The organism is Halobium salinum (assembly GCF_026586625.1).
Lineage (GTDB): Archaea > Halobacteriota > Halobacteria > Halobacteriales > Haloferacaceae > Halobium > Halobium salinum.
The window spans coordinates 61877-83654 of record NZ_JAODIW010000010.1; the positions used below are offsets into that span (position 1 = coordinate 61877).

Annotated in this window: 28 protein-coding genes; 13 read left to right on the forward strand and 15 right to left on the reverse strand. The window is 69.5% G+C overall.

Translation table 11 applies throughout. The annotated features are described in order from the left end of the window. Positions 1-86: 86 nt before the first annotated feature. The 7 genes from N5095_RS18950 to N5095_RS18980 form a co-directional block, all read right to left on the reverse strand. Entirely contained in the window at positions 87-1370 is a 1284-nt protein-coding gene (locus N5095_RS18950; RefSeq protein WP_267624739.1) for an amidohydrolase, read from the reverse strand. 78 nt (positions 1371-1448) lie between these two features. Beyond that, the gene (locus N5095_RS18955; protein WP_267624740.1) at positions 1449-1736 is read right to left on the reverse strand and encodes a hypothetical protein; all 288 of its coding nucleotides are present in this window, start codon (positions 1734-1736) and stop codon (positions 1449-1451) included. Continuing rightward, positions 1726-1998, reverse strand: a complete 273-nt coding sequence (locus N5095_RS18960) for a DUF7576 family protein (RefSeq protein WP_267624741.1) — start codon at positions 1996-1998, stop codon at positions 1726-1728. Before N5095_RS18960 ends, N5095_RS18955 begins: the two co-directional genes overlap by 11 nt. Next, positions 1985-2356, reverse strand: coding sequence for a HalOD1 output domain-containing protein (locus N5095_RS18965; RefSeq protein WP_267624742.1), 372 nt, complete (start codon positions 2354-2356; stop codon positions 1985-1987). Before N5095_RS18965 ends, N5095_RS18960 begins: the two co-directional genes overlap by 14 nt. 79 nt (positions 2357-2435) lie before the next feature. Further along, complete coding sequence (locus tag N5095_RS18970) at positions 2436-5846, reverse strand: bacterio-opsin activator domain-containing protein (RefSeq protein ID WP_267624743.1); 3411 nt, start codon at positions 5844-5846, stop codon at positions 2436-2438. Between the two features lie 311 nt (positions 5847-6157). After that, on the reverse strand, positions 6158-6370 hold the full coding sequence (locus N5095_RS18975) for a hypothetical protein (protein ID WP_267624744.1): 213 nt from the start codon (positions 6368-6370) through the stop codon (positions 6158-6160). After that, positions 6367-6687 (reverse strand): HalOD1 output domain-containing protein, encoded by a 321-nt coding sequence (locus tag N5095_RS18980; protein ID WP_267624745.1) that lies wholly within the window; start codon positions 6685-6687, stop codon positions 6367-6369. The genes N5095_RS18975 and N5095_RS18980 overlap by 4 nt, the downstream gene beginning before the upstream one ends. A 255-nt stretch (positions 6688-6942) precedes the next feature. Here N5095_RS18980 and N5095_RS18985 point away from each other — a divergent pair, with 255 nt between their 5' ends. The 3 genes from N5095_RS18985 (at position 6943) to N5095_RS18995 (ending at position 10051) form a co-directional block, all read left to right on the forward strand. Continuing rightward, positions 6943-8100, forward strand: coding sequence for a helix-hairpin-helix domain-containing protein (locus tag N5095_RS18985; protein WP_267624746.1), 1158 nt, complete (start codon positions 6943-6945; stop codon positions 8098-8100). A gap of 134 nt (positions 8101-8234) precedes the next feature. Beyond that, positions 8235-9782: a Na+/H+ antiporter NhaC family protein gene (locus N5095_RS18990; RefSeq protein ID WP_267624747.1), complete on the forward strand. Its 1548-nt coding sequence runs from the start codon at positions 8235-8237 to the stop codon at positions 9780-9782. Next, complete coding sequence (locus N5095_RS18995) at positions 9779-10051, forward strand: DUF7513 family protein (RefSeq protein WP_267624748.1); 273 nt, start codon at positions 9779-9781, stop codon at positions 10049-10051. The genes N5095_RS18990 and N5095_RS18995 overlap by 4 nt, the downstream gene beginning before the upstream one ends. A 30-nt stretch (positions 10052-10081) precedes the next feature. Here N5095_RS18995 and N5095_RS19000 read toward each other — a convergent pair whose 3' ends face one another. Then, positions 10082-10411 carry an uS10/mL48 family ribosomal protein gene (locus N5095_RS19000; RefSeq protein ID WP_267624749.1) on the reverse strand — a complete coding sequence of 110 codons (330 nt, stop codon included), beginning with the start codon at positions 10409-10411 and terminating at the stop codon, positions 10082-10084. A gap of 140 nt (positions 10412-10551) precedes the next feature. Here N5095_RS19000 and N5095_RS19005 point away from each other — a divergent pair, with 140 nt between their 5' ends. From N5095_RS19005 to N5095_RS19015, 3 genes are read left to right on the forward strand one after another with little or no spacing between them, the layout of a single operon-like run. Further along, complete coding sequence (locus N5095_RS19005) at positions 10552-11025, forward strand: bis(5'-nucleosyl)-tetraphosphatase (RefSeq protein ID WP_267624750.1); 474 nt, start codon at positions 10552-10554, stop codon at positions 11023-11025. 39 nt (positions 11026-11064) lie between these two features. Then, positions 11065-12171: a DUF5787 family protein gene (locus tag N5095_RS19010; RefSeq protein WP_267624751.1), complete on the forward strand. Its 1107-nt coding sequence runs from the start codon at positions 11065-11067 to the stop codon at positions 12169-12171. Positions 12172-12195: 24 nt separating this feature from the next. Further along, entirely contained in the window at positions 12196-12714 is a 519-nt protein-coding gene (locus N5095_RS19015) for a hypothetical protein (protein ID WP_267624752.1), read from the forward strand. A gap of 3 nt (positions 12715-12717) precedes the next feature. Here N5095_RS19015 and N5095_RS19020 read toward each other — a convergent pair whose 3' ends face one another. Next, positions 12718-13230 (reverse strand): DUF5797 family protein, encoded by a 513-nt coding sequence (locus N5095_RS19020; protein ID WP_267624753.1) that lies wholly within the window; start codon positions 13228-13230, stop codon positions 12718-12720. A 178-nt stretch (positions 13231-13408) separates the two neighbouring features. Between N5095_RS19020 and N5095_RS19025 the strand changes: the two genes are divergently transcribed. From N5095_RS19025 to N5095_RS19050, 6 genes are all read left to right on the forward strand, one after another. After that, positions 13409-14185, forward strand: coding sequence for an enoyl-CoA hydratase/isomerase family protein (locus tag N5095_RS19025; RefSeq protein WP_267624754.1), 777 nt, complete (start codon positions 13409-13411; stop codon positions 14183-14185). A 181-nt stretch (positions 14186-14366) separates the two neighbouring features. Continuing rightward, complete coding sequence (locus N5095_RS19030) at positions 14367-14573, forward strand: hypothetical protein (RefSeq protein ID WP_267624755.1); 207 nt, start codon at positions 14367-14369, stop codon at positions 14571-14573. Between the two features lie 157 nt (positions 14574-14730). Continuing rightward, positions 14731-15060 (forward strand): hypothetical protein, encoded by a 330-nt coding sequence (locus tag N5095_RS19035; protein ID WP_267624756.1) that lies wholly within the window; start codon positions 14731-14733, stop codon positions 15058-15060. 36 nt (positions 15061-15096) lie between these two features. After that, entirely contained in the window at positions 15097-15354 is a 258-nt protein-coding gene (locus tag N5095_RS19040) for a DUF5789 family protein (protein WP_267624757.1), read from the forward strand. Positions 15355-15431: 77 nt separating this feature from the next. Then, complete coding sequence (locus N5095_RS19045) at positions 15432-15752, forward strand: transcription factor S (protein WP_267624758.1); 321 nt, start codon at positions 15432-15434, stop codon at positions 15750-15752. Between the two features lie 70 nt (positions 15753-15822). Then, positions 15823-16410 (forward strand): DUF6517 family protein, encoded by a 588-nt coding sequence (locus N5095_RS19050; RefSeq protein ID WP_267624759.1) that lies wholly within the window; start codon positions 15823-15825, stop codon positions 16408-16410. 69 nt (positions 16411-16479) lie between these two features. Here the strand turns inward: N5095_RS19050 and N5095_RS19055 are convergent, their stop codons facing one another. The 6 genes from N5095_RS19055 to N5095_RS19080 form a co-directional block, all read right to left on the reverse strand. Next, positions 16480-16842: a peptide ABC transporter ATP-binding protein gene (locus N5095_RS19055; RefSeq protein ID WP_267624760.1), complete on the reverse strand. Its 363-nt coding sequence runs from the start codon at positions 16840-16842 to the stop codon at positions 16480-16482. After that, positions 16839-17063: a hypothetical protein gene (locus N5095_RS19060; protein ID WP_267624761.1), complete on the reverse strand. Its 225-nt coding sequence runs from the start codon at positions 17061-17063 to the stop codon at positions 16839-16841. Before N5095_RS19060 ends, N5095_RS19055 begins: the two co-directional genes overlap by 4 nt. 168 nt (positions 17064-17231) lie before the next feature. Continuing rightward, positions 17232-17594, reverse strand: coding sequence for a hypothetical protein (locus tag N5095_RS19065; RefSeq protein ID WP_267624762.1), 363 nt, complete (start codon positions 17592-17594; stop codon positions 17232-17234). A 67-nt stretch (positions 17595-17661) separates the two neighbouring features. Beyond that, positions 17662-17880: a hypothetical protein gene (locus N5095_RS19070; protein ID WP_267624763.1), complete on the reverse strand. Its 219-nt coding sequence runs from the start codon at positions 17878-17880 to the stop codon at positions 17662-17664. A gap of 249 nt (positions 17881-18129) precedes the next feature. Beyond that, the gene (locus N5095_RS19075; protein ID WP_267625352.1) at positions 18130-18855 is read right to left on the reverse strand and encodes a tRNA (adenine-N1)-methyltransferase; all 726 of its coding nucleotides are present in this window, start codon (positions 18853-18855) and stop codon (positions 18130-18132) included. Positions 18856-18958: 103 nt separating this feature from the next. Then, on the reverse strand, positions 18959-19369 hold the full coding sequence (locus N5095_RS19080; protein WP_267624764.1) for a nascent polypeptide-associated complex protein: 411 nt from the start codon (positions 19367-19369) through the stop codon (positions 18959-18961). Between the two features lie 142 nt (positions 19370-19511). On the opposite strand from N5095_RS19080, the gene N5095_RS19085 reads away from it, so the two are divergent. Beyond that, positions 19512-21692 carry a GAF domain-containing protein gene (locus N5095_RS19085; RefSeq protein WP_267624765.1) on the forward strand — a complete coding sequence of 727 codons (2181 nt, stop codon included), beginning with the start codon at positions 19512-19514 and terminating at the stop codon, positions 21690-21692. Positions 21693-21778 lie beyond the last annotated feature (86 nt).

A 21778-nucleotide genomic window follows, 5' to 3' on the forward strand; every position in this document is an offset into this window, starting at 1 on the left:
GTTCGACGGAACCGCTCGGCGGGTAAAAGGTTGAAGAAACGACGCGGCGACGGCCGGGGACGGCGAGGGATGGCGAAGGACGGCGGTTACGGTCGCTCGGCCGCGATGCGCTCGATTGCCCGGGAGAGCGTCTCGACGCCGATTCTGATGGTCTCCTCGTCCACGTCGAACGTCGACGTGTGGTGACCGCCGGGGTGGTCGGTGCCGACGCCGACGTAGGCAGCCTTCCCGCCGCGGTCCTGGACGTGCTGCATCAGGTACGTCGCGTCCTCGCTCCCGCCGAGGTCGTCGCTCCGGAGGACGGAGTCGACGCCGGTGACCCCGCCGGCGACCCCCTCGACCACGTCGACGACCGCGTCGTCGCTGACGGCACTGGGTGCCTCTCCCTCCGTAGAGACGTCGACCTCACAGCCGTGCATGTCCGCGGCGGCCCGGAGGACGCGCTCGGCGCGTTCGTGCATGTACTCCATCAACTCCGTGGTCTCGCCGCGTACCTCGCCCTCGACGAACGCCTCCTCCGGAATCACGTTCGTCGCCGTCCCGCCGCCGGCCATCCCGGCGTTGACGCGCGTCGCGCCGTCGGAGTGTCGCGAGATGCCGTAGAGGTTCCCGATGGCCGTCGCCATCGCCTGAATCGCGTTCTCGCCCTCCTCGGGCTTGGCGCCGGCGTGGGCCGGCGCGCCGGTGAACTCCGCGCGGAAGTGATGGACCGCGAGGAAGCCCGAGACGCCGGCGACGACTTCGCCGGTCGGGTGGTCGAGTCCGACGTGTACGGCCAGCAGGTAGTCCACGTCGTCGAGGTGCCCGCCCTCGGTCATCGGCTTCCCGCCGGCGACGAGTTCCTCGCCCGGTTGGAAGAACACCTTCAGCGTCCCCTCGAACTCGCTCTCGGCGACGGCGTCGAGCACGCCGAGTCCGATGGTCGCGTGGGCGTCGTGCCCGCAGGCGTGCATGAACCCCTCGTGCTCCGAGCGGAACCCCTCGGCGGCCGGGCAGTGCGTGTCGTCTTCGGACTCTCGAACGGGGAGTCCGTCGATGTCGACGCGGAGGCCGACGGTCGGACCGTTCTCGTAGTCGCCCTGTCGAAGAACGGCGACGGCGCCGGTGAAACCACCGTCGAGCGTCTCGAGGAGGTCCGCGCGGGCGCCCGCTTCGCGCGCCTGCTCGAACCACTCGTCGAGTTCGTCGTCGTCGGGGACCGAGAGACGGGTCTCGCCGAGCACCTCACGGCCGACGTACAGTTCGTCGAGCGGTCGCGTCTCCAGCTCGTCGACGATCCGTGCCGTGGTGTAGAACTCCCGCCAGGCTGGCTCGGGGTGTCGGTGGAGGTCGCGCCGGACCCTGCGGAGGTCGTCGTAGTCGAGGCTCATACCCGACGGAAGGGTCGGCCGGGCATAAGTCCGGCCGGTCGCCGTCGTCCCGTCGCCCCGTCGTCGGTCCACGCCGACTCATCGGCGGACGGGGACCACACGCGTCGAGAGGAGCCACGCCCCCTTCCGGTCGGGGTCCTCGATGAAGGCGACCCGCCGGCCACGTCTCTCGCGGTCGCGGCTGTCGTAACTGTCGCGGCGTTCGCGACTCCCGTCGGTCTCCTCACGACTCTCTCCCGCCCCTTCTTCACCGCTCTCCTCCGCCCCTTCCTCGCGGTACTCGGTGAATCGGGTCTCGAAACGCTCCCACCGGGGGTAGGGTGCCTCGTAGTCCCGCCGAGTCGCCCGTCGGTCGTCAGTCGTCACCGGTCACCGCCCGCCGGTACTCCCAGTGGCCCCGACAGTGCTCGGTGCAGAACAGCCGGACGACGAGGTCGTCGCCGCTCCGGTCGACCGCCGTGAAGTGCCACTGGCGCGGGTCGAACGCCTCTCCGCACCAGCCACAGTACCCGTCGCGGTCGATACCCGACAGGCCGCTTTCGGCGGGCGTATCGGGTCTGGAGACTGCGTCGACTGTGTCGAGGGTGTCCGACGGCGTCGCCGACGGCTCGTCGCTACCTGGGCACATCTCCATCACTCGCTCCGGCCGACCGGCCGACGGGGTGGTTCGACTGAACGGACGCCCCGGCGGCCGGCCCGATGGGTTCGACGGGTTCGACCGTCACCTCGGCCTCGTCGTCGTGACCCACGTCGACGACCACCAGCCACTCCTCGACGACGAACGAGACCGTCCCGCGCCGAGGGGTGGCTCGCGGCCCCGACCCGAACAGTTGCGTCAGTGCACTCAGGTCGGCGTAGTCGTGCAGACAGACGTCGAGTTCGTCGAATTCGACCCCCTTCGCACGGGCGAGTGTCTCTGCGATACCCAAACTCAACTGCCCGTCGCGGTCCGGCCCCTCCAATCTGATAGTCGCTCGCTGGTTCATACCCGGTGGAGGGGAAGCCGCCCCTTACCGATTCGTCGTTGATGTGTTGGGGCCGGAGCCGATTGGGGGGTAACTATCGTTAATCGGTCCCTCGAAGGCTCCCTCGCTCCCCGAACAGCACTTCGAGGAGTGTGCGCTCGCTCGCCCGGATGTGACGGTTCACGGTCGGCTGGGTGACCCCCAACATCTCGGCGACGTCCTGACCGTTCTTCTCGCGGGGCCACTCGAAGAATCCGGCGTAGTAGGCTGTTCGGAGCACCTCCTCCTGCCGGTCCGTGAGTCGGTCTCGCACACCGTCTTCGAACTCCCGCCGAGACATGACGGATTCGTCGAGTTCCCGGCGAGCGAGTAACGTCACGTCGCCGAACGCGTCCTCGAAGTACGTGATGAACCCTCGAACGTCGGTGCTCGTCGGCACCCTGACGGTGACGGTCGCCCGTCGGTCCGACACGTCGACCGTGTCGAGCAGCGCACCGCGCTCCAACAGGTCCGAGACGACGGCCGACTCCCCGACGGTGCACTCGAACAGACAGCCGTCGTCGGTCTCGGAGATTACGTCGACTCGTTCGACGGCCGTCGACGCTTCCGCTTCCCGCCTGACGGTCTCCGCGTCGACCCCCGACGCGCGGAAGAAGAGGTGGGTGAACCCGTCCGTCCGGTGGACGGTGTTCTCGAGGGTGAAGCGTCCGGCCGTCCCCGTGAGGAACCCGAACAGCGGCGTCTCCGTGGTGGGAACGTCGAACCGCAGTTCGGTACTTCGCTCGCCGACGAGCGCCCGCTTCCGGTCGAGGGCGTTCATCGCGTAGCCGATAGTCTCGCCCAGTTCGGCGAGCACCGCGGTCTCCATCGGGTCGAACACGTCCGGCGTGTCGGCGTACAGAGTCAACACGCCGTGGAGCGTGTCGCGGTACCGAATCGGGACGGTGACACAGGAGCGAAAGCCTCTGGAGAGCGCCGCTTCGCGCCACGGCTCGAACGCCGCGGCCGACAGGATGTCGGGTTGGACTTGCGGTTCGCCGGTCTCGACGGCGCGCGCGGCGGGGCCGACGCGTGCCGCGTCGTCGAGCGGGATGGTGACGTCGTCGAGGTAGCCCGCCCCGGCGCCCGCGCTCGCGGCCGGTTCGACGGCCTTCGCCGCTCGGTCGACGTGACCCACCCAGGCGAACGTGTACGGCTCGATGTCGACCAGCCGCTCGCACACCCCCCGCTCGATGGCCTCGTGGGAGTCGGCCCCGAGGAGCACGCCCGTGATATCCCGGATGGCACGGTTGACCCGATTCAGCCGGTCGAGTCGCTCGTTCTTCTCGGCGAGGTCGTCCCGGTGGGCCCGGAGGTCGCTCTCCCTGGCCGCGCGGTCGAGAGCCGCCCGGGCCGTCGCCCCCAGAACCTCGACGAGCCGCCAGTCGGCGTCGTCGAACTCGTCCGATTCGGGGTCGACGGCGACGAAGACGCCGTGGGAGCCGAGCGAGCGGACGACGGCGCTCCCGCTCCCGCCGCCGAGGTCGACGACGGTCGACTCGTCGCGGATGAACGCCTCCCAGACGGGGCTCTCGCCGACGGGACCGAGCAGGGGGTCGTCGACCACCGTCGAGAGCCCCTCCGTCGCGGCGCCGACTTCGAGCCCGCTCCCCGAACCGCTGTCGACCGCGACGTAGGCATATGGTGCGTCCAGCACCTCGGTTGCCGCCTCGACGACGGTGCGGTGGACGGCCTCGACGGTCTCCGCCTCCGGGAGCTGCCGCGCCCAGGCGGTGAGCGACTCGAGGCGGGTCGCGCGCTTCCTGACCGCGGTGGTCTCCTCGAACATCCCCACGGCGTAGCGCTCGCCGTCGGACATGACGAACGTCGACCCCCGGAACGCTATCCACTTTCGTCGCCCGTCGGGGTATCTGAGCTCGAGTTCGCTGGTCGTCACCGGTTCCTCCGTCTCGAGGGTCCGTCGGAGCGGGTGGTTCTCGCCGGTGACCGGCTCGCCCTCGTGGTAGATGCGGTACTCCGGGCGGACGTCCGGGAACCGCTCGACGTCGGCCTCTGACACCTCCAGTAGCTCCATCGCCCGGTCGTTCATCTGGACGACGGCCATCTCCTCGTCGACGACGACGATGCCGGTCCGCGCGTTCTCGACGACGCTCCGGTTGAGACTGCGCTCGTACTCGAGGCGTTCCTCGGCGCGTTTCCGGTCGGTGACGTCGCGGAAGTACACCGACAATCCGGTGTCCGAGGGGTACGCGTTCACCTCGAACCAGGTTTCGAGCGGTGGGTAGTACGCCTCGAACGTGACCGGCTCCTGTGTCTCCATCGCGCGTTCGTACTCGCGCTGGAACGCCGTGTCGACGGCCGCCTCGAAGGTGTCCCACACGGACTCGCCGAGCAGTTCGGACTCGTCGGCCTCGAGCAGTCGTTCGGCCCGGTCGTTGACGAACGTGAACCGCCACTCCTCGTCCAGCGCGAAGAACGCGTCGGTGATTCGTTCGAGAACGGCTTCCAACTCCGCTTCGAGCCGGTCGCGTTCGCGCACGTCGCGGACGACGCCCACCCGCCCGTACTCGCCGTTCTCGAGGGGGAAGCGCGTCACCCGCGCCTCTATCGGGACGGTCCCGCCGTCTCGGGTCGGGAGGTCGGTCCGGAGGGTGACCGCCTCCTCCGTCCCGTCGGCGAGGTCACGTCGCATCCGGTCGATATCCGCCGCCATCGCCGCTCCGGTCACCGTCTCCGCGTGGGCGCCCAACAGCTCCTCCCGGCTGTACCCGGTCAGGTCGAGGTACGCCTCGTTGACGGCGACGAACCGGTCGTCGGCGTCGAGGGCGTAGACGCCGTCGCCGACGGTCGCCATCATGGCCTCGTATCGGCGGAGTTCGGCGTCCCGCTCCGTGCGGTCGGCCGCCGTCGCCTCGGCGGACTGGCTGGTCGTCGGAGGGCCGGGAGGCTCCGCAGGCGTCTCGGTCTCCTCGAGGCGCCCGGTCGCTCCGTCCACCTCCGTCTCGCCTCGTGCGCCGGATTCCTCCCGAGCGTCCGTCGCCGCGTCGGGTTCGAGCCCCAGTCGGTTACGGAGCGTCCGAGCGAGCACGCCGACGCTGGCGGCGTTCTTCCGCTGGACGAACTCCACCGCCGACGTCCCGACCACCGCGTCGGTCGTCGGATCCGACCACGGCCCGAACAGCACCGTGGGAACGTCCGGCCCGGCCGTCAGCGCGCTCGTCCACTCCCGTCCGACCGCCGCGTCGGCACCGAACTCGACGACGACGGCGCCGACGTCACCGGGAGGGACTTCGCTGCCGCCGTCGGTGCCCGCATCGTCGTCCCCGTTCCCGTCGGTGTCGCTACCGACGCCATCGAGCAGTTCGCGGACGCGCTCGGGGGTCGCCCGGTCGACGACGACGCGCTCGACGAGCGCCGGTCCGAGCGCCGACTCGAGTCGAGCGACCGTCGACCTGTCCGAGTCGACGCTCGCGCTCTCGACGACGTAGATGATGTAAATTTCCGATGACATTTCGGACGTATCGAACTACTCTACCTACACACGGTCGCACGAGAAATAGGTTGGGGCGGCTCCGTCGCCTGTCGTCTAACGATGATAAATTCTCCCCAATCGTGTCCCGGTGTAAAAGAACGGACGTTACGGATACAGCCAACCCACGGGAGCCTGTAGTCGTCGACGGCTCGGACACCGCGACCGAGTCAGGCATTCCGGCGCCAGCACGACCGTGCTGGTCGCTGTTTCTCGGTGCGAAACCACGTCGTCGGTGGAGAAGAAGCGACCGACCGCGAAGCGGAGGTCACGACCCGAGACCACGCCGACGCCTATCGCTCGACGGGGACGTAACAGGACGAGAGGAGCCACATCTCCCGTTCCGACGGGACGTCTATCACGGCGATGGAGCCGTGTTGGTCGGTGAACTCGGCGAACACCGGGCGGAGCTGGTCGTCGTCCACGTCGGTCCCGGCGGTCCCCGCGTCTGCGGGCCCGAAGTCGCCTTCGTCGCCGTGGCCCGGTCCCCCGTGGTGTTCGCTCACGAGCGACCCCGTTCGGGCGACCCCGTCGCCCCGGCCGGGGTCGACTCGGCCCTGATTTCGACGCGGTCGTCCGACTCGACGGTCACCGTCACCAGCACCTCCTCGACCGAGAAGGTGACCGACCCGCGCCGGGTCGGCGCCGTCAGCCCCGACTCGAAGAGCGCCGTCAGTGCGCTGACGTCGACGTACTCGTGGAGACAGAGGTCGAGGTCGTCCGCCGACGTCCCGCGCGCCTCCGCGATGGTTTCGACGAGGTACAGACTCAACTTCCCCGGCGACTCCTCCCCGGAAACCGTCGACCACACCGGTTCGTCCATACTCCCGGCTGAGTGGTCGTCCTTCTAAGGCGTTCCCGGTGGATGTATTCGGGGGGGCGCCGGCCGACCCCGTATCATCGTAAATCGGGGCGACACGACCCCGCTTCGAACCCCCCGCGTTTCCGGCGTTTCTCCGGTCGGGAGCTCCGCAGTCGGTCCCGAGCGGGCGGTCGGCCCCGGAAACCGGTCGAGAGGAGGCCCGGCGACGTGTTGTGCACCCACCAGGTTATACACCGGCCGGGCGTACTCTCCCCCATGCTCGTAGTCTGCAAGGACGGGACGACGCTCCGCGCGGGAAGCTACAAGGCGGTCGACTCCGGGGTGGTGCTCTGTGAGGACCACAAGCGAAAGAAGGTGGTCGGCTTCGTCGCCGCCGACGAGGTGAAGTACCTCCTCCCGGACGACGAGGACCTCATCGAGAGCCGCGCGGAGTCCAACGGGCAATCCGACGATTCTGGGGGGTCCGACTCGGCGACCCGACTCGCCGAGTTCGCCGAGCGCGTCGGCGAGTTCGGGAGTCGACTCGAACGCATCGAGGAGCGCCTCGACGGGCTCGAGGCGACCGTCTCCGACCGCGAAGACCACGTCGAGTGGCTCGACGACCGGCTCGACGATCACGGGCGCCGACTCGACGAGCTCGCCGGGTCGCTGAACGACCGGACGACACACATCGACTGGCTCGAGAGCGAACTCGACGACCGAACCGAGCGGCTCGAGCGACTGGAGGGCGACCGCGACGCCGTCGCCGACCGCGTCGACGCCGTCGAGGAGGAGGTGACCGCCCGCCGTGAGCACATGGTCGGACTCGGCGAGCGTGTGGGAGCGCTCGAGTCCGCGGGCGCCGACCGAGCGGGCGAGACGACGGAACTCGGCGAGCGTCTCCGGGGGCTCGAATCGAGCCTCTCCGACCGACTGGACGACCTCGAAGGTCGCGTCGAGGAGCACGAACGCCGAGGGCACGCCGACGACGGCGACGACGCCGCGTCCGAACTCGACGTCGGCTCCGACCTGTCCGCCGTCGTCGAAGGGGAGGACGAGGCGGGCGACCGGACGGAGGAGTACACCGACCTCTCGGCCGAACTCGAGTCGGGGAGCGACCTCGAGAACGTCGTCGAAGCCGACGAGGACGAGGCGGAAGAAGCGGGGACCGACACGGTGCTCGACTCCGGAAGCGACCTCGAAGCGGTCGTCGACACCGACGACGCCAACGACACCGACGACGAGGTGGAGGCTGACGACGACGAGTTGGAGTCGCTCACGGGGCTCGGCGAGACGTACGCGAACCGGCTCCGGCGGGCGGGTATCGAGTCGGTCACGGCGCTCGGCGAGGCCAGCGTCGAGGAGGTCGCCGACGCCGCGGAGGTCGGTGAGGGCCGCGCGAGCGACTGGAAGGAGCAGGCGGCGTCCCGCTGAGCCGGTCCAACTGGACCGTTCGCGCCGCCGGCCGCCCGTCGGCCGTCCCGTGTCGGGCCCAGAACACCTGCGAATGCCGGTCTCCGGGACGTGGAGACGGGGCTTTTTGAACGGGGGCGTTGTAGCGGTCGGCGATGAGTACGGCGGATATCGACGAGGACAGAGAGAAGAACCGGCTCCGGTTCCGTGGCGGGCGTGCGGCGAGCGCCGTCCCGCTGCTGGTGTTCGTCGTCTGGGCGGTCGTCCAGAGCGGCCTGCTCGGCATCGGCGACACGACGGGACTGGTGGCCGGGATGCTCATCGCCCTCATCATCGGGCTGTTCCTGGTGAAGGGCGACTGGAAACGCTACGCGGACGCCGTGTTCGCCGGGATGACGCGGAAGGTCGCGGTGACCGCCGTGGTGGCGTGGCTCTGGGCCGGCATGTTCGCCGAGACCATCCAGGTCGGCGGGTTCGTCGACGGTCTCGTCTGGGCCGCCCGCGCCTTCGAGGTGGGCGCGGCGCTGTTCCCGGCCATCACGTTCCTGCTCGCCGCACTGCTGGCGACGGGCATCGGGACGGGGTACGGCACCGCCATCGCGTTCACGACGCTCGTCTTCCCGGCGGGCGTCCTGCTCGGCGCCGACCCGGTACTCCTGTTCGGGGCCATCCTGTCGGGGGCCGTCTTCGGCGACAACCTCGCACCGGTTTCGGACACGACCATCGTGAGTGCGGTCACGCAGAACGCCGACATCGGCGGCGTCGTCGCCTCGCGGGTGAAGTACGCCGTCGTCGCCGCCGTCCTCGCGTTCGCGTCGTACCTCTACGCCGGCGCGCAGATGGCCGGCCAGCCCCTCGACGTGGGCGCACAGCTCCAGCAGGTGAGCCCGTGGGGGCTGCTCCACCTGCTCCCCATCGCCGTGGTCATCTTCACCGCCGTCGCGGGCCGACACATCATCGAGGCCATCTCGTGGGGCATCGTCTCCGCCGTCGTCCTCAACCTCCTGCTCGGCTGGCTCGGTCTCGTGGACGTGGCCGCGAGCGACATGGTCGTGTTTCGGGCGCCGGAGACCTCCGACGTCGCGGCGAGCCTCGCCGGCGCGCCCGTCGTCGGCGCCATCGTCGAGACGGTGCCGCGCGGCGACGCGGTCGTCGGCGGGAGCTTCTACGCCGGCGCGTCCGGCTTCTTCCCGCTCATCGTCCTCACGCTCCTGCTCGTGGCGGGCGTGCAGATTATGCGCGACGGCGGCGGGTTCGACGCCGTCGAGGACTGGCTCCTCTCCAGCGTCGCCACGTCGGTGCGCCGCACCGAACTCACGATGGTGCTCGGGACGGCGCTCGTCAACGCCGCCGTGACCATCAACACGGCCGCCGAAATCGCCATCGCGCCGTTCGTCTCGACGCTCGGCCAGCGCTTCAACATCAACGCGTACCGCCGGGCCAACATCCTCGACGCCAACACCTCGGCGCTGGGGTACATCTTCCCGTGGGGCGGCGGCCTGCTCGCGGGGTACTCGGTGATGGTGAGCCTGCCCGACGAGTACGCCTGGTTCACCGAGGCGATGGTCGTGAACCCGGCGTCCGTCTGGCCGTACGTGTTCCACGGCTGGTTCCTCGTGGCCGTCTTCATCGTGGCGGCGTACACCGGCTTCGGGCGCGAGTACGTTCCCGACCGCGCCAGCGAGGAGGTGTCCCGCGTATGAGCAGCCCGCTGGAGAAGTTCCTGGCCGGCTGGTCGTTCCGGACCCGGACGCCGGCGTACGCGGCGGGCGACGAACTCGTCGCGTTCGTCACCGGCCGGGAGGGAGACGCACTCGTCGTGCGCATCGGCGACACCCGACTCCTGATTCCGGAGGGTGACTCGGGACTCGTCGACCAGCGCGTCAAACTGCGCGTCACGTCGTTCGACACCGACGCCCACCGGGGCGAGGCCGAGGTTCTCGAACGGTACGAACTCCAGGACGACGACTGAGGAGAGCGGAGGAGAAGCGCGTCTGCGCGCTCAGTTGTGGCCGCCGAGGGGGTTGCGCTGTTCGACCTCGACCTCGACGTGGACGCTCGGCGGGAACTCCTTCATCGTCACTTCGCGCGCGATGTGTTCGTTGCCGTGAATCTCCATGCGTCGCGTGTAGACGGTGTAGGTCCAGTTGCCGTAGCTGTCACCGGGGGCGAGGCTCCGGTACTGCGGGACGCGCTTGCGGTCCGGCGAGTCGGCGTGGGGTCCCTTGCACTCGGCGCCCTTTCGTTCGAGGAGCCCTTTGAGCCCCTCGACTGTCTCGTCGAGGACGGCCCGGTCCCCGCTCTCGAAGCGAAGTTTGGTTACGAAGGTCATCGGTGGTCTTGCAGGCAGTGGTCGCTCGACGCTCAAAAACCCATCTAACCGGGCCTCGTTTCCGCCTCGACGCGCTCGCGGAGCGTCGACCGCCTCTCGCGTCCGATATTCTCTTAAGACATGGGGGATTACATCCGGTAATGACGGTCAAAGCGGTTTCCGCTGGGGCCATCCTCTTCCGCGACACGCGCGGCCGACGGGAGTACTTGCTCCTGAAGAGCCGCCCCGGGGACTGGGAGTTCCCGAAAGGCGGCGTCGAGGGGGACGAGGAGCTCCAGCAGACGGCGATTCGCGAGGTCAAAGAGGAGGCTGGCGTCGAGGATTTCAGACTCATCGACGGCTTCCGCGAGGAGTACGACTACGTGTTCGAGGCGGGCGGGAAGACCATCCACAAGACGGTCCACCTGTTCATCGCCCGGTCGTTCGAGGCCAGCGCGGAACTGTCGAAGGAGCACCGCGACCTCCAGTGGCGCGACTACGAGCAGGCCATCAACACCATCACGCAGGACGGCCCGCGCGAGATTCTCGAACGCGCCCACGAGTACCTCGACGACCTCGCACAGGAGGCTGAGGGTGAAGAGGACGGCGAGGGCGAACGGACCTACCTCGCGTAGGCGTCGTCACGTCACCTCCCACCGCACACACTCCGACCCGTGAGCACCGACGACGCCGACCACTCCGAGTACGCCGACTTCCCCGGTGACGCCGAGTTCAACTTCGAACTGCTGACCTGTCGGTGGACCGAACTGGCGTGGCCGCCGGAGGCGGAGGGAGAGCGGCGCGGTCGGAGCAGCGACAGCGCCGTCCTCGTCGCCCGGCAACTCGGCACCCGGCGGCGTCGCTGGGACACCGTCGTCGTCGAGTGCGACCCCGAAGGGCTGGCCGCCCGCGCCGCCTTCGGCCCCGACGAACTGGGTTCCGACCTCCTGCACGTCGTCCGCAACGCTCCCGCCGACTGGACGTGGTACCGCGACGCGCTCCCCGACCCCGGCTACTCGTGGCGCTACGTCCGCGAGGCCATCCACGAGGCCGACGAGCGCGACGCCGTCGAGACGCGTCGCGTCGGCAACCGCATCGAGATTCGACGGGTCGCCCCCTACCCCGACTGGGTCCGGCGAATCGTCGCCGTCGAGAACAAGCCGGACCTCGACGCCAGCGCGGCCCGGGCGCTCTCTTCCCAGCTGGAACACGACGTGGAGACCGCCCTCGCCGACGAGGTGTGGGTCGCCACCGCCGCCACGGGCGACACCGTCGAACCCGCCCTGCTGGGGGACTTCCCCGTCGAGGTCGGCGTGCTCGCGCTCGACTTCGCCGAGGGCGTCGCCCCCGACTCTGCGGCCGTCGAGTGGCTCCCGAGCGACCTCGACCCGACGCGCGACTCGCCGGGAATGGACCGAGCGGAGAAGGCTCACCGTCGCCGGCTCATCGCTGAACGCGCCTACGGCCGTGGGTGGCGCTCCTACCTCGACTCGATGCGGCCGGACTGTCGACACTTCGAACTCGTCCGCGCCGGCGACGCGCTGGTGCCGTGGTGTGCGGCCAAGGAGAAGGTCCAGACCGACCGGGAGTGTCGCGGCGGCTGTCCGGACTTCTCGCCGGAGCCGCCGCAGTGGCGAGCGAAGGGGTGGCCCATCGAGGGCGGGCCGGGGAAGGGACTACGCCGGCTGTTGGGGCGGCGACGCGAGCGGGCGAGGAAGCGAGAGTCGGCGTCGGTGCCGCCGACAGCGAGGGAAAATTCCCTCACCGACCGGAGCGAATAAATCGGACTGGTCGGGACTCGAGATGTGCCCCTGGATTCGAAATCGGTCGAACGGTTCCTCCTCGGGGAGCGGTCCCTCGTCGGAGTTCGGTGGCAGTCGGTCCTCCGATCCGTCGCGTTCTTCGCCGGTGCTGTCCTCCTGCTGTGGTACAGCCCACAACTGGGCTACTACGGAGACGTAGACAGTATCCTCGAACCAGCGGTCTGGAACGCGTACTTCACGGTTCTCCCGTTCGCGATGGGCCTTCTGTCCGTCGTGGCGGCCTACCTCGGCTGGCGGGGTGAAGGCCTCGTCGTGACGTGGCTCGCGGTCACCGCCCCATGGCTGGCTGGGACGCTCACCGACCCACCGGCCGGCCGTATCGTCGACTCGTTTCTCGTGAACCGAGGGTTTGGCGGTCAGTCGTACCCGACTACGTTCCTCGTCAGAGCCGTTCCGCCGGCGGTTTTCGAGGCCTTCGTCTACTCGCTCCCGTTCGCCGTCGTCGGCTACTTCGTGGGGACCGTACTGCAAAAAATCGACCTCGACGACCGCCGCTCGTAACCCCTACTCCACCACTTCGACCTCGACCTCGTCCAACTCCACGACGCGCCGGAACGTCGGTACCGTCCGGTAGATGACCTCGACGACGTTCTTCCGGCGGAGGCTCTGGAGGGCGCTGCGCACGTCGCCGGCCTCCGGGTCCACGTCGTACTCCTCGCGGAGCTTGTTCAGGACGCTGACGACGCTCTCGGACCGGTCGTCGGGGCCGGCGAGGACGCGAAACGCCTGCGCCTGCAGTTCGGGGACGCGAATCACGTCGGGCACCTCGTCGACGGCCTCGCGGGCCTCCTCGGACTCGACGGCGGGTTCGATGCCGACGAGTTCGGCGCCCTCCGTCGTCGCGCGGATGAGGCTGTTGTCGTCGCGGAAGTAGTAGTCCTTCAGGTGGTTCTCGAGGTACTGATGGACCTCGCTCCCGCTCTCCAGGCCCCACTTGTCCTGGAGCTCCTTGTTCTTCGTCGGCTGGAGGCGGACCACGTCGGCGAGGCGTTCCTTCTCCTCGTCCGTCAGGCTCATACCCATCGCTTGGCCGACGGTACATATTTCCCTTCTGGAACTCGTGAGCGACCGCGCTCCCACCGGTCGACCCACTTCGCCGCCCCGCCTCGCCGTCGTCGACGGCGGGACGCCTCGGTGTTTCGGCACCCGGCGCACCCCCCCGAACGGTTATCCGGGTCGCCGGCGACCCCCGAGTATGCCCACGTCCGACACGGTTCGCCTCGAGGTCGACGACGACGTCGCCACCCTCACCGTCGACCGCCCGGAGAAGCTCAACTCGCTGAACGTCGAGACGCTCGAGGCGCTGGAGGAGGCGTTGGCGGCGGCTCGCGAAGCCGAGGCGCGCTGTCTCGTCCTTACCGGCGCGGGCGACGACGCGTTCGTCGCGGGTGCGGACCTCTCGTACATGAAGGACCTCTCGACGCCCGAGGCGCAGGCGTACGCCGAACTCGGTCACCGCGTCTGTGACGCACTGGAGACGTTCCCCGGGCCGACCATCGCCGCCGTCAACGGGTACGCCTTCGGCGGCGGCTGCGAGCTGGCGCTGGCCTGCGACCTCCGGGTGGCGAGCGAGCGGGCGACCCTGGGGCAGACCGAAATCGACCTCGGTATCGTCCCCGGCTGGGGGGGCACCCAACGCCTCCCGCGGCTCGTCGGCGACGAAATCGCCCGGCGCATGATATTCTTCGGCGACCGCGTCGACGCCGAGGACGCCCGCGAACTGGGCCTCGTCGGCGAGGTCGTCGCCCACGACCAGCTCGCGAGTCGGGTGGAGGAGCAGGCGGCCGAACTGGCGTCGAAGCCGCGGTTCGCCCTGCAGGTCGCGAAGGAGGCGCTAAACGCGGTCCACGAGGAGCCACAGGCGGCGGGGCTCGCCTACGAACGCCGGGCCTGGAGCGGACTGTTCGGCACGCACGACCAGCGTGAGGGGATGGAGGCGTTCGTCGAGAAGCGCGACCCGGAGTTCGAGTAGGTCCGTAGACGGCCCGACAGGGGAACGGGGCGGTCGGGGAACGGCCCTACCGGCCGAAACGACCGCTACGGCCGTCCTACCGCCACGCTATACTCGACGTACTATTGTAACTAAAACTGACTGTCTCTATATGTTGGTATTCAACGATTAACTACATTAGTGGGTAGTGACAGGGCGAAGTATGCGACCGTTCACGAGCATCAGAGCGGCACTCGGTCCGGGAACCGGCAGTGCCTACGAGTGCAAGTCGTGTGAGGAGACGTTCGACGTCCAGTACCACGTGTGTCCGGCCTGCGACGGGTTCTCCGTCGAGGCGGTCGAGGGCCACTGGGAGGGCGTCGACCGCCGCGCGCAGGTCGAGGTCGCGGCCGTTCGCGGGCGCCGGTAGACGGGTGGCCGAAGGGCGGTCGCCCTCGATTGACCGTCGGCCGGCGACGAGTGCGAGGACAGCGACTCGCCGCCCGCGACCGGGCAGTCCTGTGGCGCCGAGGCGGCGCCTCCGGAAGCGTCCGCGACGACAGTTTTCCCCGACCTGTGTGAGCGCGATGACGAGCGTGGGGGCCGCCGAACCCGGCGCCGAACTCCAGCCCGAACAGCACCGACCCCTGGCCCAACCGGGCGTTTATCTGGCCTTCGAGCGTCACGAACAGCGAGATGTCGACGACCACGCAGACGGTCGCGACGTCGAGGGAGAAGACGGGGTCGAGACCGTTCTCGGCGAGCACGGAGACGGAGAGGTGTCGGCCGCGGCCGCCTGTGCGTCTTCGGGGTCGGAGACGAGCAGGGTCACGAGCAGCAAACTGGCCGCCGCACCGAGGACGACGACGGCGAGCGACCCCATCTCGGGGTACGATGCCCCTACGCACAGTACATAACTATTATTTATGTACTTTGCCGTCGTCGGTAGGGGCGTGTCCCAGAGCGTGAAACTGAACTCGGTCGAGACGCTGTTCGGCGACCTCGAGTACCCCATCACCCGTAAGGAGGCGTCCGCCGCGTACGCAGGGACGACGCTCCTGCTGGCCGACGGCGAGACGGACCTCGGGCGCGTCGTCGCCGAGACCGTGAGCGATACCTTCGAGGGGCCTGACGAGCTGTTCGCCGACCTCCACACGGCGCTCCCCATCGAGGCAGTCGGTGAGCCCGGTCAGTCCGACGGCGACGCCTGATTCCACCACCCGTCGTGTCGCCGCGAGATGTCGAATCCCGGGGCTTAAGTACTAAAACGGCCATACCCCATCCTACCATGCAATTCTGCGACGAGTGCGGTTCGATGATGAAGACGGAGGGCGACAAGTGGGTCTGTGGGAGCTGTGGCCACGAGACGATTCGCGACGAGGCGAAGGAGGCCGCGATGGTCACGACGCAGGGCCAGGAGCAGTCCGAAATCATCGACGTGAGCGACGCCGAGGACACCGGCCTGCCGACGACCAACGCCCAGTGTCCGAGCTGTGACAACGACCGTGCCTACTGGTACATGCAACAGATTCGCTCGGCCGACGAGTCCGAGACGCGCTTTTTCGTCTGTACCGAGTGCGAGCACAAGTGGCGCGAAGACGACCACTGAACCGACGGGCGCGTAGTCCACCCCCGTGAGACGGCCACGACTCCGTCCGCGACACGAAATTGACATATCCGTGACACACACCCCGACGGTCGCCACCGACCGCCTCGACGGCTGGCGGCTCGTCGAGCGGTCCGAGGACACGCCCTTCGACGTTCGATTCCTGCGGGTCGTGAGTCACACCGCCGTGTACGAGGACGCCGCGCTCCGTGAGACGCTCTCCGAACGGGCCGGCCTCGACGGCCAGTGGCGCTTCTTTCTCACGAGCCGACTCCGCCTGCTACCGTCGCCGCCGGGTTCGGCGGCGCTCTCGCGGCTGGTCGCCGGCCGCGCCACCGACGCCTTCGAGCGCCGACTCCAGGAGCGCGGGTTCGAACGGGTCGCTCGCGCCGACGCCCGGCCGTTCCGACGGGGCGACGGGACCGAGGCGCGGCTCACCCGCTTCGCCGCCCGCTGCCCCGTCGCGGGGCTCGACCTCGACGTGGAGGCGTGGCTCGCGGTGTGGGACGGCGACGCAGACGGGGAGTTCCTCGTCGCCGGCGGCGCGTACCCTCGCCGGGTCGTCTCGAGCGAGTCGACGGTCGCGGCCGAGGTGGAGTCCCAGTTCGACCCCGGCCGCTTCAAGCGTGAGCTGTTCGACCTCGTCCGGGCGGTCGAGTGAGCGACCGAGAGCCTCCCGACGATTCGTCGAACGGCGGCCGAACGCCGGTGTCGAGGGCCCGCGGGAGCGCTACTCCCGGCTTCGGAGGAGAAGCGCCGAGAGGACGGCGACGGGGTCCAACTCGGCCGGAGCGACGCCCAGCGCGCGGGAGAGGACTCCCGGCGTCGCCCCGACACCGAGCGTCGCGAGCGTTCGTCCGCGGGCGCGGACCAGGACGGTCACGTCCGCGGCGTCGAGACCGCCGGCCACCGACTCGAAGGCGAGTGGGAGCGCCCGGCCGGCGCGGAGTAGCGCGAACGCGGCGCGAACCGACGGCGCCGTGACGACGACGAGGTCGCCGTCGGCACGGACCCGGAGGTCGGCGCCAGCGACCGTCACGTCGAGGTCAGCGTGTACGTCGAGCGGTCGGCGCTCGCGCTCCGGGGTGCTCACTTCCGGTCGCGAGTGTGGATGGTCAACGACCCGTTGACGCGCCAGTGGGCGTGTTCTGCGTCCTCGCCGGCCTTGCTCGGCACGTCGACCTCCATGTTCTCGAACTCGTAGGTTATCTCGGCGCCGCGGCCGGTCAGTCGGTCGTACAGGCCGATGGCGAGGTCCGGCCACGTGCGGGTCTCGTCCATCGATTCGGTGTGGGTCTTGGCGTCAGTTGCCATGGTAGCTACGTAGCACCGTGACGAGATATACTTTCCACAATAGACGAATTTGCAAGAAAATCTCGGCGACGGACCCGTCCGGGCGGGTGGAGATTCCGGTGCGGGCGCCGGCCGTTTCGACGTGGGGGTCCGGCCGAGGTCCGGTGAAAACGGCGACGACGGGACGCCCTATCGACCGCGGCGGAGTCGGTCGACGCCGGCCAGCACCACGCCGCCGAGGCTCACCTTCGCGGGGGTCGCACCGAGGGCACGGGAGACGACGCCGCTCTCGACGCCGGGGCCCAGACGGGCGACGCTCCCGCCGTCGACGCGGACGTCGACGGTGAGGTCGCCGCGGTCGAGCGCCGCGCCGAAGGGGGTGAGTAGCTGTCGCCCGCCGCGGACCATCGTCGCGGCGGTCCGGAAGTCGGGCGCGTCGACGACGACGAGGTCGCCGTAACCGCGAACCTGCACGGGGCTGCCGGCGACCGTGAGGGTCAGGTCGGCGTCGACCGCGAGCGGGCGTCCTGACGAGGTGGCCGTGGGGCTCATCGCAGGTCCTCGGAGAGCGCTCGCCCCGTGTGAGACGAGGGTCTCGGTACGGCTACGACGAGTCCCATCACTCCTCGTCCGGCTCTCGGGTCCGGATACGGACGGTCCCGTCGACGCCCCACTCGGCGTGGTTCGCGTCCTCGCCGGCGTGGCTCGGCACCGACACCTGCATGTCCTCGAACTCGTACTCGATTTCGGCGCCGCGGCCGGTCAGTCGCTCGTACAGGCCGATGGCGAGGTCCGGCCAGTTCTTGGTCTCCTCGACGTCGGGGTTGTCTACGCTCATGCGAACTCGGCTAGGGAGTGTCCCGACTTAGCCCTTCTCGCCGAAAGTTGAAGACCACGAACGAAAGCGGCAAAGTGAGAAACGGGCGTCTACTGCCTGGCCCATACAGTTAAGACAACACAGTCCTACACCGTGTCTCCGCACTGCAGGGCAGGTGAGAGCGACGGCCGGTCGGGGCCGACCGGGAGCAATCAGAGCCGAGACGAATAGGGGCGACTCGGCGCGAACGCAACGTGACGAGGCGGCGGGTCACCGGTTCCGAGCGAACGTGAGGTAGCCCGTGTGGCCGACGCCGGCGGTGGAGGGACGGGTCCCGCGCGAGCCCACGTCGAGGGTGCGCTGGATGGTCTCGAACGTCTCCACGTCGTCGAGGTCGGCCTCGCGGGCCGCCTCGACTGACGCGCGGCTGTTCTCGACGAACGGGGAGTAGACGGCGAGGAACCCGCCGGAGGCGAGCAGGTCGGGTGCGCGGGCGACGACCGCCGGCGCGTTCTCCGTGTCGAGGGTGAGGAGGTCGAACCCGGCCTCGCTGTCGGCGAGGTCGCCCATCTCGTCGGTGAGGTCGCCGGTGCGCACGTCGACGCGGTCCTCGACACCCGCAAGTTCCATGTTCTCGCGGGCCACGTCGGCGAACTCGGCGTCGCGCTCGTACGTCGTCACGCGGGCGCCGATGCGCCCGAGGTACGCGGAGAGCACGCCCGTGCCGGTACCGGCGTCGAGGACGCGGTCGCCCGCGGCGGCGCCGGTGTGGCCGACTATCAGCCCGACGTCGCGGGGCATCATCGGCGCACCGGTGCGCTCGAAGTGGTTGAACAGGTCCGGACCGCGGGGTTTGCGGACGACGAACTCGTCGCCGAGGTGAGTCTCCAGTACGTCGCCGGCCGCGGCGTCCTCGGGCACCTCCAGCACGCCGAGGTCGGTGTGGAGTTCCTCGCCCGGCGCGCGGAGGTACTCGCGGTCGCCGTGGACCAGCAGATACTGGGCGGGTCGACCCGACGACTCGCCGTCGTCGAGCGGTTCGTCGGTGGCGGGGTCGCCGTCGTCGACCTCGGCGGCCGGCGCGTCCTCGCTCACTCGACTACTCCAGCCGCGAGACGGCGGCCGCGAGGTCGCCGTCCTCGGCCTCCAGCGCCTCCCGGGCCTCGCTCTCGCTGGCGCCGGTGCGCTGGGCGACGATTTTCACGTCGGAGTCGGGGATGTCGACGCCGCCGGCGGCGTCGCGAACCTCCGCCTCCGAGCCGGCCGTCTCCTCGGCCTCGGCGGCGGCGCCCGCTCCCGCGCCGCGTTCGCGGCTCTGGGGCTCGCCGACAATCTGGTAGGTCTCCTGACCCTGGGCGTCCATCTTGGTCACTTGCGCGTCCGAGAAGTACAGCTCCTCGTCGGCCGTGCGGATGATGACCTCCTCGGCGTCGATTTCGTCGACGTCGATGCCCATCTGTTTCATCATCTGCTTCATCTTCCGTGGGTTCATGCCGCCTCCTCCGAACATACCCGGAGCGTCGCGGTGGCGGGCAAAAAGCGTGGCGAAGCGGGTGACGCGACCCACGGCTGCCCGTCCGTGGAGGGCCGCACGCGCCGGGACAACGCATAAACGGATGCGGCCCCAGCAGTTCGAGTAACAGCCGACTCCGATGTCAGAGAGCGAGCAGCAGTCAGGACACGTCCCCGATGGCCACGCGGCGGAGCCCCCGCTGTGCGTTCTCCTCGTGGATGCGGCGCCGACGGTGGCCGAGAGCCTCTCCGCGGCGCTCGATGCGGTCGACCGCCCGGTGGAACTCGTCGTCGAGCGGACCACGGACGACGCTCTCGACCGGCTCCGCTCGACGGAACTCCACTGTGTCGTCGCCGGCCACGACGAGGGGGGCGTCGACGGGCTCTCCCTCCTGAACACGGTCCGCGACACCGGGTACGAGGTCCCGTTCGTCCTCTTTCCGGCGGCGGGGAGCGAGCGCCTCGCCAGCCGCGCCATCTCGGCGGGCGTCACCGACTACGTCAGTCGGTCCGGGGAGGGGTCGTACGCCGACCTGGCCGAGCGCGTCGCGACCCTCGCCGGAAAGTCCCGGCCGGGGGCGGCGATTCGGGGTCCCGAGGGCGCCGTCCGGGAGATGTACGAGGTCGTCTCCGACCGACAGCGGTCCTTCGAGAGGAAAATCGACGCGCTGCTCGAAGTCGGCCAGGAGGTGCTCGGCACCGACTACGCCACCCTCTCTCACGTCCGCGGCGACGAGTACGTCTTCGAGGCGGTCAGGGCGCCCGACGACACCATCGAGGTCGGCGACACCCTCCCGCTGTCGGCGACGAGCTGCGAGCGGGTCGTCACCACCGAGCGGACGCTCGTGGTCGAGGATATCGGCACCGACCCGGAGCTCTCTCAGCGGATGGGGTACACGGACTGGGGAATCTCCTGTTACCTCGGCGCGCCCGTCTTCGCGGACGAGGAGGTGTACGGGACGTTCTGTTTCTACGACGACACCCCGCGTCGGCGGGAGTTCGCCCCGTGGCAGGTGACCGTCGTCGACCTCATGGGTCGGTGGGTGAGCTACGAGCTGGAGCGCCAACGGACGAAGGAGCGTCTGGGAGCGCTCGACGACCTCAACCAGGTCTCGAGGGAGGTGACGGCGTCGGTCGTCGAGCAGTCCTCCCGCGAGGAGATCGAGCGGACGGTCTGTGAGACGCTCGTCGACTCCGAGGCCTACGCGCTCGCCTGGGTCGCCGAGGCGTCGGTCGGCGGCGACGCGACGGTCCGGGCGGCCGCGAGCGGCGACGGCTTCCTCGCCGACGCCGGAGACGGGTCGTTCGAGGGTGTGACCGTCGACACCCTGGCCGACACCGGCGGGGACGACCCCGAGCCCGAGCGCCTCGGTCCGACCGACCGGGCGCTCCGGACCGGGGAGATGGTCGTCGTCGACGACGCCTACGACCGCCCCGGCGAGACGGCGTGGCGCGTCCGCCCCCGCGAGCACGAGTTCCGGTCGGTCGCGGCGGTACCGATTCGCCACGACGAGACGCTGTACGCGGTTCTGACGGTGTACGCCGAGCGCCCCTCGGCGTTCAGCGGGGAGGAGGGCGCAGTGGTGCGACACCTCGGGGAGATGGTGGGTCACGCCATCGCGGCGACCGACCGCAAGCGGGCACAGCTTCGCGACGAGGTGGTGGAACTCGAGTTCCGTATCGAGGGGTTACTGTCGAAGTACGGTGTCCCGCCCACCGACGAACCGGTGCGCTTCGACCGCGTCGTCTCGCTCGACGAGGACTTCCTGCTGTTCGGCGGCGCCCCCGAGTCCGAGCGCGGGACGGTCGAGGCGCTCGTCGAGCGCACGCCCCAGTTCGAGGACCTCACCGTCGAGAGCCGCGACGGCGGCGGGATGCGGTTCCAGCTCCACGTCTCGGAGGCGTCGGTGTTCACGACCGCGACGGCCCTCGGCGGGCGTCTGACCGCCGCGACCGTCGACGACGACGCCCTCCGACTCGTCGTCGAACTCCCCCTCAACGTCGACGCGAAGGAGGTCTCGCGGCGGGTGACCGAGGCCGCACCGAGCGCGACGGTGCTGGCGAAGCGCCAGACGACCCGTCGCGAACCGTCGGCGGGCGGCGGACGACCGGCCGCGCTCGACGAGCTGACCGAGAAGCAGCGCAACGCGCTCGAGACCGCGTACCGGGCCGGGTTCTTCGAGTGGCCCCGCGAGCGGACCGGCGAGTCCATCGCGTCCGCCCTCGAAGTCTCCCCGCCGACGTTCCACCAGCACCTCCGAATCGCCCAGGGGAAGGTGTTCGACACCGTGTTCGACGAGCGCGCCGGCGACGGCGGCTGAGCGCCACTCCGGCCGACAGACGTCGCCACCGATACCGCGTCGGCGTCCGCGTCCGTGTCCGCGTTCCGCCGACCGTAGCTTCTTGC